Origin of the sequence: Methylobacillus arboreus (assembly GCF_020532725.1) — a bacterium.
GTDB classification, from domain to species: domain Bacteria; phylum Pseudomonadota; class Gammaproteobacteria; order Burkholderiales; family Methylophilaceae; genus Methylobacillus; species Methylobacillus arboreus.
This window is the reverse complement of the sequence record NZ_JAJAVC010000011.1, coordinates 270,069-286,492: the sequence shown is the minus strand read 5'-3', so window position 1 is coordinate 286,492 and position 16,424 is coordinate 270,069. Positions and strand designations below refer to the sequence as shown.

Here is a 16,424-nt window from a genome sequence, read left to right as displayed (position 1 = left end):
ACCACCGGTTTTGCCTTCAAGCGTAGAACAAGGCGACCCAACGCGGTTATGCGCTTGAAGGCAAAACCGCATCACTCCTTCCAGCCTCCTCCCAATACCTTGTACAAGCTGAACTGATTGGCGGCATCCGCCAGTTGCAGGCTGATCAGGTTTTGCTGGGCAATATACATGGTGCGCTGGGAGTCCAGCACTGTCAGGTAGCTGTCCACCCCGTTCCTGAAGCGGGCATCGGATAACTCAAACGCCTCGGTCGAGGCTTGCAGCAGCGATTGCTGCGCCTCTATCTGCTCCCCCAGGTTTTGCCTCACCGCCAGCACATCTGCCACTTCACGGAAGGCAATCTGTATTGATTGCTCGTATTGCGCAAGCAGGATATCGCGGTCGATCTTAGCCACCTCAAGGTTGGCTCGGTTACGCCCGGCGTTGAAGATAGGTACATTGATGGAAGGCGCAAATGACCAGACGCGCGACCCTGGGCCGAACAGGCCGGAAAGCTCGGTGCTGGCGCTGCCAAAACTGGAAGTCAGGCTGACGAGGGGAAAGAAAGCGGCACGTGCCGCGCCTATATTGGCATTGGCCGCCTGCAAGGCATGTTCGGCCTGCAACACGTCGGGACGCTGCTGCAGGACTTCCGAGTTGAGATTGGCAGGCACCTGGTAGCGGCTTACCGGCTGGTCATGGCTGCCCGCCAGGGGCAACAGCTCATCGGCCACCGGCTTGCCCGCCAGCAGGTCCAATGCGTTCCTGTCCAGCGTCACCTGACTTTTATAGGTGGCCACGTCCACACGTGCGCTATCCACGCTGGTCTGGATCTGGCGCAAGGCCAGTGCTGAACTCACGCCCAGTTCAAAGCTGCGTTTGCTCAGTTCATACGTCTGCTGCTGGCTTTGCAGGGTTTCCTGCGCCACTTTGAGCCTGGCCTGGTCGGCGGCCAGCGTGGCCCAGGCGGTTGCCACCTCGGCCACCAGCGAAATCTGCGTGCTGCGACGCGCCTCCTCAGTAGCGAAGAAGGTTTGCAGCGCCTGCTCGTTCAGGCTGCGTATGCGGCCAAACACGTCAAGCTCATAAGCGCTGAAACCCACCGTGGCACGATAACTGTGTGAAACGCCGGCAGCCTGCTGGCTTACGCCTACCGCTGCCACATTACCGCTGGTCTGCTGGGCAGTACTGCTCATGATGGCGTTGATTGTGGGAAACAGGTTGGAGCGCTGCACCTGGTATTGAGCACGGGCGCGTTCAATGTTGAGGGCGGCCACCCGCAGGTCGCGGTTATTATCCAGGGTTTGGGCAATCAGTTGCTGCAGGCGCGTATCTAGGAAGAACTCGTGCCAACCTATCTCGGCAAGCGGATAGTCCTCTATCCCCTGCGCCAAGCCCTGCCAATTTTGCGCCACTGGGGAAGCGGGACGCTGATAGCCGGGCATCAGGCTGCAAGCGGACAATGCCGAACCCAGCCATAGCATGCACAGGATGGTTCGGGCCGCAGGCCATTTCATCTGTTTCATGGCTGCGACTCCTGCTTTGCTGGCTGGAGATCATGCCGATATGGAAACCAGCTGCGTATCATGACGAAAAACACCGGCACAAAGAAAATGCCCAGGAAGGTTGCAGTCAGCATGCCGCCCAATACGCCGGTGCCTATGGCCTGGCGTCCCGCAGCGCCAGCACCGGTGCTGAATGCCAAAGGCAACACACCGAACACGAAGGCGAGCGAAGTCATGATGATGGGGCGCAAACGCAACCTGACTGCCTGCAAAGTAGCTTCCAACAGCGGCAAGCCTTGCTCCTGCATATGCTTGGCGAACTCGACGATCAGTATGGCGTTCTTGGCGGCAAGCCCTACCGTGGTCAGCAAGCCCACCTGGAAATAAACATCGCCAGACAAGCCGCGCAGGCTGGTCGTCAATACCGCGCCAATAACGCCCAGCGGCACCACCAGAATCACCGAGAACGGCACTGCCCAGCTTTCATAGAGCGCCGCCAGGCACAGGAAGACGAATACGATGGATACCGCATACAGCAGCGGCGCCTGGGCGCCCGAGAGACGTTCCTGGTAGGATTGCCCGCTCCATTCCAGGCCTATGCCCTCGGGCAATTGCCCGACGATGGCTTCCGCTATATCCATGGCAGTACCGGAGCTGACGCCCGGGGCCGGCTCGCCGGAAATCTCGATCGACGGCATGCCATTGTAACGTTCCAGCAGTGGCGAACCGTAATCCCAGCGGCTGCTGGAGAAAGAGGAAAACGGCACCATCTCGCCATTGGCATTGCGCACAAACCAGCGATTGATGTCTTCCGGCAGCATGCGGTAAGGTGCATCGCCCTGCATGTAGACGCGCTTGATACGGCCCTTGTCGAGAAAGTCGTTCACATAGGTGCCGCCCATGGCTACCGAAAGGGTCTGGTTGATGTCGCTGGCGGCAAGGTTGTAGGGACCGGTCTTTTCATCATCGATATCAATGCGGAAGATAGGCGTATCGCTCAGACCGATGGCCCGTACCTTGGTTAGGCGCGGATCGGCCGAGGCCAGCGCGAGGAACTGATCCCTGGCCTCGACCAGTGCATCATGGCCCAGCCCGCCAAGGTCCTTGATGCGCAGGTTGAAGCCGGTGCTCTGTCCCAGCCCGTTGACAGTGGGCGGCTGGGTGACAAATACCTTGGCGTCGCGAATCTGGGCAAAGGCACGAGTCGCCTGGCGCGCAATCGCCGCGGCAGACTGGTCCGGGCCAGTACGCTCCGACCAGTCGCGCAGGCGGATGAAGACCCGTCCCGAGTTCTGGCTGGTGCCTCCGCCCTGCCCGAGCCCTGAAAGGGTGACGAACTGCGACACAACGTCGTTACGTGACAGCAGGTATTGTTCCACCTGTCCCATCACCTCCTGCATGCGCGCATCGGTAGCGCCGGTCGGCAACTCTACCTGCGCCTGCAATATGCCCTGATCTTCATCAGGCAGGAAAGAAGTGGGCAGCCGCGCGAACAGCCATACCAGCAGCGCGGCGACCAACACGTATATCACCATCGCCAGGGCCTTCCTCCGCAGCAAGCCGCTGACCGATCGCTGATAACCACCGGCAGCGCGCTGGAAGCTACGGTTGAACCAGTCAAAAAAACCTTGCAGCCATTTGCCATGCCTAGCGCCATGGCTTTCCGGCTTGAGCAGCGTGGCGCACAACGCCGGAGTCAGGGTCAGCGCAACGACCACGGACAACAGCATGGACGAAACAATGGTGATGGAGAACTGCCGGTAAATCACGCCGGTCGAGCCACCAAAAAACGCCATCGGCACAAACACCGCAGACAGAACCAGGGCAATGCCTACCAATGCGCCGGTGATCTCCCCCATGGATTTGCGCGTTGCCTCGCGCGGGCTGAGGCCTTCCTCGCTCATCACCCGCTCAACGTTTTCCACTACCACGATCGCGTCGTCCACCAGCAGGCCTATGGCGAGCACCAGGCCGAACATGGTCAGGGTATTGATGGAAAATCCGAACACGGCCAGCACGCCGAATGTTCCCAGCAATACCACGGGCACCGCAATGGCGGGGATCAGGGTGGCGCGCCAGCTCTGCAGGAAGACATACATGATGAGCACGACAAGTAGCACAGCTTCTATCATGGTCTTGACCACTTCGCGGATGGAAACCCGCACAAAGGGCGTGGTGTCGTTAGGCACCTCGACGCTGAGCTGCATGTCCTGCGGGAAATAGGGCTTGATTTCCTCCAGCTTCTGCATCACGGCCTTGGCAGTATCGAGCGCATTGGCGCCTGATGCCAGCCGGATGCCCATGCCTGCGGAAGTGCGGCCGTTGTAATTGGTGGTCGGCGAATAGCTTTCCGCGCCCAGCTCCACCCGGGCAACATCGCGCAGGCGCACAACGGCGCCGTCGGTGGTGGACCTGACCACGATATTTTCGAACTGTGCCACGCTCTCCAGGCGGGTGCGGGTCGTAATCGTGGCATTTAGCTGCTGGCCTTCGACAATCGGCAGGGCACCAATCTGGCCCGACGACACATCCGCATTCTGCGCCTGGATCGCCGCATCGATGTCAGAAGGCATGAGGCCATAATTCTGCAGCTTGGCCGGATCCAGCCAGACACGCATGGCATAGCCCGAGCCCAGGGTCTGCACATCGCCCACGCCATCCACCCGGCTGATTTGGTCTACCACCGTGCTGGTGATGTAATCGCCGATATCCACCGACTTTACCTCCGGATTGTCGGAGATAAAGGAAATCACCATGAAGAAATCGATGCTGGACTTGTTGGCAGTCACGCCCAGGCTCTGCACGATTTGCGGCAAGCGCGGCATAGCCTGCTGCAGCTTGTTCTGCACTTGCATTTGCGCCACGTCGGGATCGGCGCCGGCGTCAAACGTGAGCGAGATGCGCGCAGTGCCTGCCGAGGTGCTGTTGGAGGAAATATAAATGAGGTTGTCCAGCCCCTTCATGTACTGCTCGATTACCTGCGTCACCGAGTTTTCCACGGTCTGCGCGGAGGCGCCGGTATAGTTGGCATAGATCGAGATGCGCGGGGGCGCGATATCCGGATACTGCTCAAGCGCCAGGCGATTGATGGCGCCTATGCCGGCCAGCATGATGACGATGGCGATGACCCAGGCAAAGATGGGACGGTCGATGAAAAAGCCTGCCATGCGCCGCCTATTTCCCGCCGCTTGCTACAGGGGCGGATACCGTATCCTGCCAAGGCACAGGACGCACACTGTCACCTACTCTCACCTTCTGCAGGCCGTCGACAATCACGCGCTCCCCTTCCGCCAGCCCTTCATTCACCAGCCAGTTCTGGCCTACGGTGCGGCTTAAGGCGATGGTCTTGATCTGCACCTGGTCATTGCCGTCCACAACCAGCACCGTGGCTTCACCACGGGTATTGCGGCTGACGCCGCGCTGCGGCACCAGGATGGCGTCCTCATCCACGCCCTCGTCCAACAAGGCATGCACATACATACCTGGCATCAGCAGGCCATCGGGGTTGGGAACCACGGCGCGCAAGGTCACGGCGCCGGTCGTCGGGTTGACGCTGACCCCGTGCACCTTGAGGCGGCCCGGGTGAGGATAATGCTGGCCATTTTCCAGCACCACGCGGATCGGGGTTTCCATATTGTTGATGCGCTTGATGTTGCCCTGCGCCAGTTCATGCTTGAGCCGCAGTAGCTCGCTGCTGGGCTGCACCACATCGACATAGATAGGGTCCAGCTGCTGCACGCGGGTCAGCGCGGTTTCCTGGTTGGCGGTCACCAGCGCGCCCGGGGTGACGGCAGAGGCAGCGGTCAATCCGGAAATGGGGGCGGTGATGCGGGTAAAGCCCAGGTTGATGCGTGCAGTGTCCAGCGCCGCCTTTGCCAACGCCAGGTCGGCTTCCGCCTGCTTGAACAGCGCCTGGTTGTCATCGTTATCCTGGCGGCTCACGGCATTGATCTTGGCCAATTCGGCATAGCGCTCCGCCTTGAGACGTACCGACACCAAGTTGGCCTCCGCCTTTTGCACCGAGGCAGCGGCACTGTCATACACAGCCTGGAATGGCGCGGGCTCTATCTGGTACAACAGGTCGCCCGCTTTGACCACCGCACCCTCGACAAATGCACGCTGCTTGATAATACCGCCGACCTGCGGCCTGATCTCCGACACCAGGTAGGCAGTGGTTCGCCCGGGCAGGTCTGTGCTGATGACCTGTGAGGTCTTGCTGACTGTGAAGACTGCGACTTCCATCCGCTCCTTGGCCTTTTCCGGCGCGGAAGTCTGGCTACAGCCTAGCGCAAGGCTAATAGCCCCCAACATGAAAAACCTGCCTAACATACTGTCCCTTGCTCTCCTGGCTGAATTATCCCGCCAGTTATTATAATTTTTTATTGCCAATAAAAAATAAATACCCAGGGGGTTTAAAAATCCCCTGGGTATTTACCTTAGAACATTACGCCTTGCCGGCGTGTTTGGCTTTTACTTTGGATTCAAACTCTGCCCACTTTTGCTTCTGCTCCGGCGTCAACACCTGGTAGACCTCATGCATGGTATTGGTACGCAGCACAATCAGGTCCGCCTGTATCTTGGCCTGCTCGCCTGCGAGTTGCTGCACGCTTTTTTCGTCATAGCTCTCGCTGCCGGAAGCGGCTGCCAGCGCCTTGTGGGAATCATGGATAGCCTGGCGCTTCTCGGCAAACACAGGCTTCTGTTTTTCCACGATCTGTTTCACTTGCGCCTGCTGCTCGCTACTCAGGTTGAGCGGGCGCAGTTTGTGGGCAAGAAACCTGCCCTCGGAGAACCCGTGCCGCCCATCAAATGAGGCGTGCTTTTTATCCTTGTCGCATTTCTTGTCGCCAGAGTCCGCATAACTGGTCGCTATATTCAGCGCCAGCAGGGAAGAGGCCAGAATGGCGGAAGATACCAATAATTTACGTGCCTTGAACATTTTGATGCTCCTTATAGAGTAACCTTAAAATGGCGAACACATCTGATTGTGCTGCCTGAATGTTACGAGTCCTATTCTCGTCCGTTGTTTGTATGCTTGCGTCTGGTCGGTGTAATACTTGGTAAAAGTTTGTAATATGCGATTTTTGCAGTGCTTTCATGCGACAAAATTACCACCTGTTATTTTTTAGAAGGGCAACATACCGTGCTACGTGTACTGCTCATTGACGACGATGTCGAGCTTTGTCAGATGATGGAAGAGTATCTGGGCGCCGAGGATTTCACCCTGACAACGGCTCATGACGGCGAACAGGGTGCACGTATGGCATTGTCAGGCGATTTTGACCTCGTGGTGCTCGATGTCATGATGCCGCGCTTCAATGGCTTTGACACCTTGCGCCTGATTCGCGCCAGCAGCCAGATTCCGGTCATCATGCTTACCGCCAAGGGAGATGAGATTGACCGCATCGTCGGGCTGGAGCTGGGCGCCGACGATTACCTGTCCAAGCCATTCAACCCGCGGGAACTCGTTGCGCGCCTGCGGGCCATCCAGCGCCGTGTCGTTATCCGCGACGAAACCCTGCAAAACCAGCACACCCCTAATATCACGCGCGTAGGCAAGATCGCGATTTACCCGTCCGAGCGCATTATTGAGTGGAAAGGCGAATCACTGGACATCACCACCAGCGAATACGCCCTGCTGGAAGTGCTTGCGCGCAATGCGGGGCGCGTAGTGAGCAAGGCAGACCTCTTCGCCCAAGCGCTAGGACGGCCAGAAACCCGCTATGACCGCAGCATTGACGTGCATGTCAGCAACCTGCGCCAGAAACTGGGACTTCTTGAGGACGGCCGCTCCCCGATCCAGACCGTGCGCGGTGTGGGCTACCAGTTTATTGCTGGCTGATCATTTCAGGAACTCCATATGGGCAAGCTGTTCTGGAAAATATTTCTAGGTTTCTCCCTTACCCTGCTTGTCAGTGTCGCAGGCGTGGGCGGTGCCATTTACCTGAATGAAAGGTCTGCCACCGGGGAGGAAGGCTTCCTGCGCGATCGCAGGGCTGACTTCGTTGTCGGCATTGCTGCCAATGCATTGCAATATGGCGGTGAGGCCGGGGCCAAGGCACTGTTTGAAACATGGCCTGGGCAGAGAACCCCGACTGTCCTGGTAATTGATCAGCATAATCAGGATATTCTGGGCCGCACTGTCAAGCCTGACACCTTGCGCCAGGCCATCGAGGCGCTAGAGCACATACCGCCTATCCCTAGTGTGCGTCGCGTCCAGGCCAGCAATGGCAACGAATACACCCTTTTCGTTCCGGCCACCAGCGCAGATTCTGCCGGCCCTCCCCGCTACAACCTGCAGTTGCAGATATTCATTGCCCTGCTCGCCAGCCTGCTCTTCAGTGCAGGGTTCGCAGTCTATTTGAGCCGTCCGATCAAACTGTTGAGAAAAGCCAGTCGCAAACTTGCTGAGGGCGACTTGAGCACACGCGTTAGCCCGGAATTGAATCGCCGCAATGACGAGCTGACCGAGCTGGGTGAGGATTTTGATTACATGGCGACCCGCCTGCAGACCCTGCTCGACGCCCAGCGCCTGCTCCTGCATGACGTATCCCATGAGCTGCGTTCCCCGGTCGCCCGCATGCGCCTGGCAGTCGGTCTGGCACAACAGCAGCCTGACAAGCTGGCCTCGGCGCTCAGTCGAATCGAACGCGAAACTGAAAGGCTGGATGAACTCCTGGGACAGATGCTCACGCTTTCGCGCCTGGAATCCGGCATTGGTAGCGAAGGCAGCGAAAATCTCAACCTGAACGACCTGCTGGCCACCATTGTCCAGGATGCCAATTTCGAAGCCCAATCCATGGGTAGCAGCATTCAGTTCCACGCCCCGCAGGAAATCATGCTGCAAGGTCATTATGAGCTGCTCAGGCGGGCATTCGAGAACATCATTCGCAATGCGCTCAAATACAACAAGGCAGGCGAGACGATAGAAGTTTCAATCAAAAAAGACGACAAATCGCTGATAGTGGAAGTCCGCGACCATGGCCCGGGTTTGCCTGAAGCCGAGATTGCGAATGTGTTCCAGCCGTTTTATCGCGTCGCTGGCACAGACAAACCGGGCAGCATGGGATACGGCCTTGGGCTGGCGATTGCCAAGCGAGCTATTGAACGCCACCAGGGCAGCATAGAGCTCAGCAACTGCAGCGACGGCGGCTTGTGCGTACGCTGCCTGTTTCCTGCCAGTACCTGAACAATTGGGCCTCATCTCTAGCGGCAGCCTTTAAGAGCCTTTTCAAAGTCTTTTCATAGGGCACGTTGCCCCGGCAGGGTAGTCGAAGCAAGGCGCAAACCGCAGGCAGGCTTATTGCCCGGCGAGGATTTGCAACGCAGCAGCGGCTGCACTGCCGGGGCAACCCGAAGGGCATGGCTTCAAAACGCGCCCGCTCTGCGTTGCAGTCCTTGGCAAGGCAATGAGCATTACCTGCAGACTGCGCCTTGACCGGACACGTTTTGATAGCCATGCGTACCCTATGAAAAGACTTTGAACAGGCTCTAAGCCATACGCAAGTGTATGAAACTCAGCAAGCCCAGCACCAGCAAAAACAGGAACAGGCTGGTGCAGCGCCAGAACAGCAGAGGATCGCGCTCAAGCCAGGGGATATGGTTGCGCGTCTCCCGGCGCGGATGACGCAAGGCATGGATAAACTCGGATAAAGCCTCATAACGCTTGTCTGGCAATGGATGTACCGCTTTTCGCAACACAGCGTCCAGCCAGCCTGGCACCAGGACTCCCTCGTTATCCAGGGAGCGATAACGCAGGTTTTGCAACGCAGCGCGGCTCCTGACCCTCACCAGCTGGGTCCCATAGGGCAAATGCCCGCTCACCATCTGGTAAGCGATCACGCCAAGGGAAAATACTTCAGAACGCAGCGAAGCCGGCTCACCCAGCAGGCACTCGGGTGCCGCATATTGCATGGTGCCCGGCCAACCTTCCGCAGACAAGGAATCCGCCAGTCCGGCCACTTGCGTCGAAGCAAGATCAATCAGCTTGATGCTGCCATGCTGGTCTATCATGAGGTTTTCAGGCCGTAGATCCTGATACAGCATTTCCAGGTGATGGAAGGCCTGCAAAGCCTTGGCGGTTTGCTCCACGATGCTGCGCACTTGCTCCAAGCTAGGATTGGGATGATCGCGCATCCATTGCGCCAGTGTCTGCCCTTCAATGAACTCAAGCGCGACATAAAGATAGGCTCGCTTGCGTGTCAAGCAAGTAGATCGCACCACATGCGGATGATGCAGACGGCGCGCCACCCAGTCCTCAAGTACAAAGCGATCCAGATAATCACTGTCCGCGCTCATATCCACAGACGGGGTCTTGATGACGACCTGTTCTCCGCTTTCCTGATCGCTTGCAAGGTAGAGATGGCTACGGCTACTGCGATGCAGGTCGCGCAATATCTTGTAGCCATCAAACAGCATGCCTGCCTCCAGCATTGGTGGCAATGGCAGCTCAATGCGCTGCTGCTGGATTTCTCCAATACCCTGCTCCGGCAGTTGCTCTATACGCACGATCTGCAGGGTCTGGTTATCCCGGCTGCCGCGACGCCCGGCTTCCTCAACGATACGCTGCGCCGCCAGATTGAGGTCGTCAGCATGTTCCCGCAGCATGCGGCCCACAAATACGCCATCCATATGCTCGTGAACACCGTCCGAGCTCAGCAGCAAGCACTCCCCTACCTCCAGGCCCCAGGACTGGTAATCGATCTCCAATTGTGGCGCCATGCCCAAGGCGCGCCCGAGGTAACTCTCCCCGCCGCCCACAGAAACCCGATGGTCGGTCGTCAGTTGCTCAAGCGCCGTACCGTGCAGGCGGTACACCCGGGTATCGCCGACGTGCAGCAGGTGCGCGCGCGTGGATTTGATGACCAGGGCACTAAAGGTACAAACGTAGCCCTTGTCTCGCTCAAAGCGGTATTGGCTACGCTGGCTCTGGGCATATAGCCAGGAGTTGGTTGCCAGCAAAACGGTTTGTGCCGAGCGGCTCACGCTCCAGGCATCGGAAGTGCAATAGTAGTCATCCAGAAAGCTGCGTACCGCCATGGCACTCGCTTCCTGGCTGACCATGCTGCTGCTGATGCCATCCGCAATGGCCACTACGGCACCCTTGCGGCTGAGCAGCGGCTCTGCGGGGACGATGGCTGCATGAAAATCCTGATTGACTGGCTTGGCTCCGCAAGCAGAATATTGCCCCAGCGCGATTTCCAGCCTTGCGCCCATGCCTGGCAGCTCCTTCGGTAGATTAACGCACGCTGCGCTTGGCGGCGGTGCGTATATGGGTGGCATACAGTGTCAGGCCGGTAAACGCCAGGCCGCCCACCAGGTTGCCCAGCACCACCGGCAATTCGTTCCAGATAATGTAATCCATGATGGAAAAATCACCCCCCATCAACATGGCGGAGGGAAACAGGAACATATTAACAATGGAGTGCTCGAACGTCATACCGAAGAACACCATGATCGGCATCCACATCGCCACCACCTTGCCGGTCACGCTGGTGGAAATCATGGCGCCGACCACGCCGGTGGACACCATCCAGTTGCACAACATCCCGCGCACAAACACCGTCAGCATGCCTGCCGCGCCGTACTGGGCATAGCCAAGCGTACGCTTCTCGCCAATTCCCGCAATGATGCTACCCACCTTGTCAGGCTCTGTCGAAAAGCCAAAAGTAAAGACGATCGCCATCAATAGTGCCACGGTAAACGCCCCGAGGAAGTTGCCGGCGAACACCAATCCCCAGTTGCGCAACACGCCCTTCAATGTCACGCCGGGACGCTTGTCGATCAAGGCCAGCGGAGTCAGCACAAATACGCCGGTCAAAAGATCAAAGCCCAACAGGTATAGCATGCAAAAACCGACAGGGAACAGGATTGCGCCGATGATCGGATAACCGGTTTGTACCGTGACCGTCACGGCGAATACTGCTGCGAGCGCCAGGATGGCACCTGCCATATAAGCGCGAATCACTGTATCCCGGGTGGACATCAGCACCTTGGACTCGCCGGCATCCACCATTTTTGTGACGAATTCCGAGGGTAAAAGATAAGCCATAACAGCTCCTATATTGAGTAAGTAAATGAACAAAAAAAAGCCCACCCCCGGCTACCCGTTTACGGGAGCCAGGGATGGACTTCGTTATCCAGAATATGTCTGCCAAATGCGTCGTTGCTATTGGCCTTGATTTTCAAGCAACAAGTACGCCAGAAAGCAAAAACCCGCATCCAGGCTTCAATTCATTGCAATAGGCAACCTTCTTCCGGCCGCATCTCGCTCAAAATTAGTGCCAATCCCTGAAGGCAACGCCCTATTGGGGCGCATGGCTGCCCCCGCACCTCCTGGATATGGGCTATCCACCCGTCACGTTATCACTGTTGAGTGCGACCGAAGTGATAGCAGGATTACTGTTTGCACAGTTGACGGCACGTTCGCCCGACCACAGGCCATGGCTGATAATCGCCATATTATTGGCAATCAGTGGGTTGCTCTGTCTTGCAACCAAGTCCGGCACACGCCTGGCTGGGCGTCGTGCTGGCAGGATGTGGCGTACGCGCATTGTTCCCGCTGAGCCTGATCGTATGGATAGATCACTTGCCTGACCCGCATGCCTCCGGCGTACTAACGGCACGCGTGCAAGGCATCGGCTATCTCCTCGCGGGCACCATGCCCATGATCGCAGGTCTTCTGCGCGACCATCTGCAAACCTTCAACATCACATGGGGATTGCTGGCAGGGCTATTTGTGTTGCTCCTGCCCTTGGCGGCGAGCTTCAATCCGCGCCACTATGCGGAACGTATTGTGCGCCGCATAGTGGTTACAGGGAAATTAACGTGTAAAGAACAGCTTGGCGCGGCGGTAGAGTCGACCAATCAAGGTGCCGTCGAGCTGGTAATGCTTGCGCAAAGGTTGCTTGACCTCCCAGGTGCAGCGCAGCCCGGCAGGGAAGGTCACCAGATCACCCTTGCGGAAAGTGACAGGCGCGCTGCCGTCATCAGGCGTAATCACCACTTCACCGTCCAGCACATAAGCAATCTCCTGCTCCGGGAATACCCAGGGAAAAGTGGAAACCTCCTTGGACCAGGTTGGCCATTTAGTCACTCCCAAAGAATCAAGGCGCGACGCAGCGGGATTGCTTTCAACAATAATCTTGCTCATACCAAACTTTCAGTTTTGCACTAAGGCGTTACAATTCAGGATATCCGGCGGGGCTAAGGCCTTGCCAGCGAAAGGCGTATGGTACCGGCAGCAGCCGCAGAAGACCAGCCGCCCACCAATTTAACGCACACCGAACAGGATACATGTCGACACCCACGCCCATTCACTGGCCGGCACTCATTCAATATCCAGGTGATGACGAGCTGGAATACCTGCATGACCAGACAGCCTGGGATGCCTGGAAACCCGGACTATCCAGCGCGAAACTGATTGATAGTAATGGCGTTCTATACCAGCTTGCACCAGCCAAGGCATTGACAGAGCAAGGCAAGGTTTCCTTGGCAGAGGTCCTCAACTTGATAAGAGCGCATGCAGCACAAGAGGGCGTCTGCTGCACCCCCAAGATAGGGGCCGTCAGTATCTCATCGGCGATCCGGCTACTTGAAAACCTGTAAGAGAAATAACCCCATGCAAACAAAAGACCTCGAACTCCTGGTTACCCGCACCATGCCCTATGGCAAATACAAAGGCAGGCTGATTGCCGACTTGCCGGGCAACTATCTCAACTGGTTTGCGCGCAATGGCTTTCCGCCGGGCGAAATAGGAAGGTTGCTGACCTTGATGCAAGAGCTGGATCACAATGGCCTCAAGCCATTATTGGATCCATTGCGACAAACATCAACTTGATGCTGCTACGCGCGCACAAGGCAAAATAGAAATAAAAACGCCGGGCATAAAGCCCGGCGTTGGATTTTGAGTCTTCCGCCAGGGGGGGATGGCTTGGACTCGTAAAGCAGCCCTATTAACGGGCTTGTACTTCAGCTCATATAAAGCACTCTTCATGCCAATTATTATAAATTATTGATTTATATATACTTTAAACCAATCCATCTGATATTCCCAAACCTTAATCTGTCTCAAATTTGAGACACCAATTCTCACCACTTTATGAGAAATTTTAACTAACCTATTGTTTTTTAAATTAATTAAACCGTCTCCATAAAGAGACATTTATCTCCTTATCAAGAATATTATGCAACGTCACCCTTTCCTCCTGCTTCCCAGCCAGCATCAACAAAAAAGCAAAAACTCAGAGTGCTCCGTTAATTGACAGAGGTTCTATTCGCCAAGTGTGCGTTTTGCACCAGCCACTGTTTCTCCTGCTCACGCACTTGCGCCACACGCTCACGCCACTCACTTAATTGTTCATCCTCGATTTCTAGCTGTATTGCCATGATCTGCACCGGCGAATAGCCCTCCTGCATCAGCTGGGCATGCAAATGGACACTCATGCGCGACATCAAGCGTTCCGCTTTTTTGTCACTCAATTCCCGGGCCTTTTCCAGATACTGCGCATTGCATGTATGAAATTTCACGACAATCCTCCTTGATTAAATTCAACGTCCCATTACGGACCAATCTGTAGGAAAATTAACTCAGCTACATGTCACTGGCATGACAGAAATATGTCACGAGCACTAGTCTCATTATCTCCAACAGCTTTACTCAAGCACAAGCGAGAATCGCAGGTACAACACCATCCTCATTATGGAGCAATGAAGGCAACAGTACAGGCGTGGATCTCGGTAATCAAAAATCCCAAACTAAAGCGCTTCACTCTTGCTCGGCTTGGTCAATCCTGTCCTTAAGCGCTTGCGCCAGCTTTTTCCCCATATTGATAGTCGTACCCTTGTCAGTCCAGGAGCTTTCGAGCTGGGCTGATTTCGACATCATGACTTTTCCAGTATTGACATCAACCAGGAGCAATCGCGGATATACAAAGAGATAAGTAGGCTTGAAAGCCACCGCAATAATCAAATACTTCACCCCGGAGGCTTTTGCTGTTGAAGCAGCCAGATCAGGATGGTCATACAGATAATTAGAAGATTGACTGGCGATGATATTTTTGAGCTCATCATTGGCAGGGATTACCTTCACACCCTTTTCAGCAAGCATTTGCTCAAAAGTCTCAGTCAAGAGCTGAATACGTGCAAGCTCTTCCGGAGGGTCAGGCAGACCAGTGCGATCATCAAGCTGAAATTCGGTAAACATGACAGAGGGAAGCCCTTCCCCTGCTGCTGCAGGGACGACCATATTGATGCAAAAAAGAAATACAATAAATCTCAAGAACAAGCGATACATAACAGCACTACCTTGCAATATACAGACTTGTATATGCTACACCTTTATCTCTTCAGCCGCGCCGATTACAAGAAAATAACGACAAGGAGCAGTTTGACGAGAAAGGCACCCTTTTCTCTCCCACCGACCCTTGGCAATAATTCCCACCTGGCTATCGCAACATCACCTTTAAGACAAGGTCAGCCAAAGTTCCAAAAGGCGGCTTCAGTAAATTGCTCATATTCCATCGTCTGAACACTAGCGTTCCTTTTGCATGGCTCATGGATTTAAATCCTTCAACCCCATGATATGCGCCGATGCCGCTCGGCCCCACTCCGCCGAACGGCAAATCATCCAGCGCATAATGCAATATGGTGGTATTGATCGTGAGATTTCCAGAGGTTGTTCGTGTCATGACTTTTTGCCGGTCATCATTGTCGTCACCAAAATAGTAGAGCGCCAAAGGTCGCGGGCGGGCATTGACAAAGGCAATTGCGCCCTCGATATCTTGGTAAGTCACCACAGGCAAGAGCGGCCCGAAGATTTCCTCCTGCATGATACTCATCTCATCAGACACATCCAGCACAACCACCGGCGGGAGGCTATGGGGACGTTGTACTGCCTCATGTGGGTTTATGCCTACTTCGACAACTCTCGCTTTCTTGTCGCGGGCATCGTCGACCAGGCTGGAAAGCCGCCTGAAGTGATGCTCGTTGATGATGGAGGTGTATTGATCCGATAAGGGTCCTGCCGGATAAAACTTGCGAACGGCATGATCATAGGCTTGCAAGAATTGATCGGCCTGGCTTTCATGCACCATCACGTAATCTGGAGCAATGCATGTTTGTCCGCAGTTGGCCAACTTTCCCTGCGCAATTTCCCTGGCGGCATGCTCCAGCGGATGATTGGGCGCAATAATGACAGGTGATTTTCCGCCAAGCTCAAGCGTGACAGGCACCAAATTTTCGCTGGCGGCTTTCATGACCATACGGCCAACTTGGGTGCTACCAGTAAAGAATAGGTGATCGAAAGCAAGTTTTGAAAAAGCCGCTCCTACTGTTGCATCGCCGGTAAACACCGCCACTTCCTCCACCGTGAAAATCTCGCCCAGCATCTGGGTTATCAAGGAGCTGGAAACAGGCGTCATTTCAGATGGCTTGATCATCGCGCGATTTCCCGCTGCAATGGCAGTCGCCAGCGGCATGAGCGCCAACGCGATGGGATAATTCCAGGGAGACATGATACCGATGACCCCCAATGGCTGATAGGCGACATAAGCATTCGCCGGCTGGAAAGGCAGCGGCACGTGCCTTTTTTGCGGACGCATGAAGCGTCGTAGATTGGCATGAAGATAATCAATTCCCTGAATCATCGTCATGACCTCCATGATGGCCGTTTCATGGGATGCGCGATTGCCGAAATCAGCGATCAAGGCCCTCTCGATCTCGGGCTTGCGGGCAAGAATGGCGCCCCGCAATTTCTTTAGCTTGGCCCGACGTTCGGCCAACGTGGGAGGGCTTTCTTTCAAAAACGCGGCCCGTTGCCTTAGTAGGCAATCATTCAAAAGCCCAACTTCAGGCTGCAGATCAGTAGGAAAGCTCATTTCCATTCTCCTTAATTCAAAAATGATTTCAGTGAATTACTCAGAGCACATAAGGACATTCAAT

Annotated in this window: 15 protein-coding genes; 4 read left to right on the top strand and 11 right to left on the bottom strand. The window is 55.8% G+C overall.

What is annotated here, in order from left to right; genetic code table 11:
- Positions 1–71: 71 nt before the first annotated feature.
- The 4 genes from LG198_RS12405 to LG198_RS12390 all read right to left on the bottom strand — a co-directional run bounded on the left by LG198_RS12405 (position 72) and on the right by LG198_RS12390 (position 6,423).
- Entirely contained in the window at positions 72–1,505 is a 1,434-nt protein-coding gene (locus LG198_RS12405; protein ID WP_328485579.1) for an efflux transporter outer membrane subunit, read from the bottom strand.
- Positions 1,502–4,651, bottom strand: a complete 3,150-nt coding sequence (locus LG198_RS12400; protein ID WP_230343496.1) for an efflux RND transporter permease subunit — start codon at positions 4,649–4,651, stop codon at positions 1,502–1,504. Before LG198_RS12400 ends, LG198_RS12405 begins: the two co-directional genes overlap by 4 nt.
- Positions 4,652–4,658: 7 nt before the next feature.
- Positions 4,659–5,795 (bottom strand): efflux RND transporter periplasmic adaptor subunit, encoded by a 1,137-nt coding sequence (locus tag LG198_RS12395; RefSeq protein ID WP_230343495.1) that lies wholly within the window; start codon positions 5,793–5,795, stop codon positions 4,659–4,661.
- Between the two features lie 133 nt (positions 5,796–5,928).
- Positions 5,929–6,423: a Spy/CpxP family protein refolding chaperone gene (locus tag LG198_RS12390; protein ID WP_230343494.1), complete on the bottom strand. Its 495-nt coding sequence runs from the start codon at positions 6,421–6,423 to the stop codon at positions 5,929–5,931.
- A 204-nt stretch (positions 6,424–6,627) separates the two neighbouring features.
- Between LG198_RS12390 and LG198_RS12385 the strand changes: the two genes are divergently transcribed.
- Entirely contained in the window at positions 6,628–7,326 is a 699-nt protein-coding gene (locus LG198_RS12385) for a response regulator (RefSeq protein WP_230343493.1), read from the top strand.
- Between the two features lie 18 nt (positions 7,327–7,344).
- Positions 7,345–8,673, top strand: a complete 1,329-nt coding sequence (locus tag LG198_RS12380; RefSeq protein WP_230343492.1) for an ATP-binding protein — start codon at positions 7,345–7,347, stop codon at positions 8,671–8,673.
- 302 nt (positions 8,674–8,975) lie between these two features.
- Here the strand turns inward: LG198_RS12380 and LG198_RS12375 are convergent, their stop codons facing one another.
- The 4 genes from LG198_RS12375 to LG198_RS12360 all read right to left on the bottom strand — a co-directional run bounded on the left by LG198_RS12375 (position 8,976) and on the right by LG198_RS12360 (position 12,636).
- Positions 8,976–10,700 (bottom strand): bifunctional protein-serine/threonine kinase/phosphatase, encoded by a 1,725-nt coding sequence (locus LG198_RS12375; protein WP_230343491.1) that lies wholly within the window; start codon positions 10,698–10,700, stop codon positions 8,976–8,978.
- 22 nt (positions 10,701–10,722) lie between these two features.
- On the bottom strand, positions 10,723–11,535 hold the full coding sequence (locus tag LG198_RS12370) for a formate/nitrite transporter family protein (RefSeq protein ID WP_230343490.1): 813 nt from the start codon (positions 11,533–11,535) through the stop codon (positions 10,723–10,725).
- 295 nt (positions 11,536–11,830) lie between these two features.
- A complete protein-coding gene (locus LG198_RS12365) occupies positions 11,831–12,037 on the bottom strand; it encodes a hypothetical protein (protein WP_230343489.1) in 207 nt (68 codons plus the stop codon).
- A gap of 269 nt (positions 12,038–12,306) precedes the next feature.
- A complete protein-coding gene (locus LG198_RS12360; RefSeq protein ID WP_230343488.1) occupies positions 12,307–12,636 on the bottom strand; it encodes a cupin domain-containing protein in 330 nt (109 codons plus the stop codon).
- 143 nt (positions 12,637–12,779) lie between these two features.
- Between LG198_RS12360 and LG198_RS12355 the strand changes: the two genes are divergently transcribed.
- The gene (locus LG198_RS12355) at positions 12,780–13,091 is read left to right on the top strand and encodes a DUF4144 domain-containing protein (protein ID WP_230343487.1); all 312 of its coding nucleotides are present in this window, start codon (positions 12,780–12,782) and stop codon (positions 13,089–13,091) included.
- A gap of 13 nt (positions 13,092–13,104) precedes the next feature.
- Positions 13,105–13,323 carry a DUF3820 family protein gene (locus tag LG198_RS12350; RefSeq protein ID WP_230343486.1) on the top strand — a complete coding sequence of 73 codons (219 nt, stop codon included), beginning with the start codon at positions 13,105–13,107 and terminating at the stop codon, positions 13,321–13,323.
- Positions 13,324–13,739: 416 nt separating this feature from the next.
- On the opposite strand, the gene LG198_RS12345 is transcribed toward LG198_RS12350, so the two are convergent.
- From LG198_RS12345 to LG198_RS12335, 3 genes are all read right to left on the bottom strand, one after another.
- Positions 13,740–14,012, bottom strand: coding sequence for a hypothetical protein (locus LG198_RS12345; protein WP_230343485.1), 273 nt, complete (start codon positions 14,010–14,012; stop codon positions 13,740–13,742).
- 238 nt (positions 14,013–14,250) lie between these two features.
- Positions 14,251–14,778 (bottom strand): DUF2380 domain-containing protein, encoded by a 528-nt coding sequence (locus tag LG198_RS12340; RefSeq protein ID WP_230343484.1) that lies wholly within the window; start codon positions 14,776–14,778, stop codon positions 14,251–14,253.
- Between the two features lie 151 nt (positions 14,779–14,929).
- On the bottom strand, positions 14,930–16,360 hold the full coding sequence (locus tag LG198_RS12335) for a coniferyl aldehyde dehydrogenase (RefSeq protein ID WP_230343483.1): 1,431 nt from the start codon (positions 16,358–16,360) through the stop codon (positions 14,930–14,932).
- Positions 16,361–16,424 lie beyond the last annotated feature (64 nt).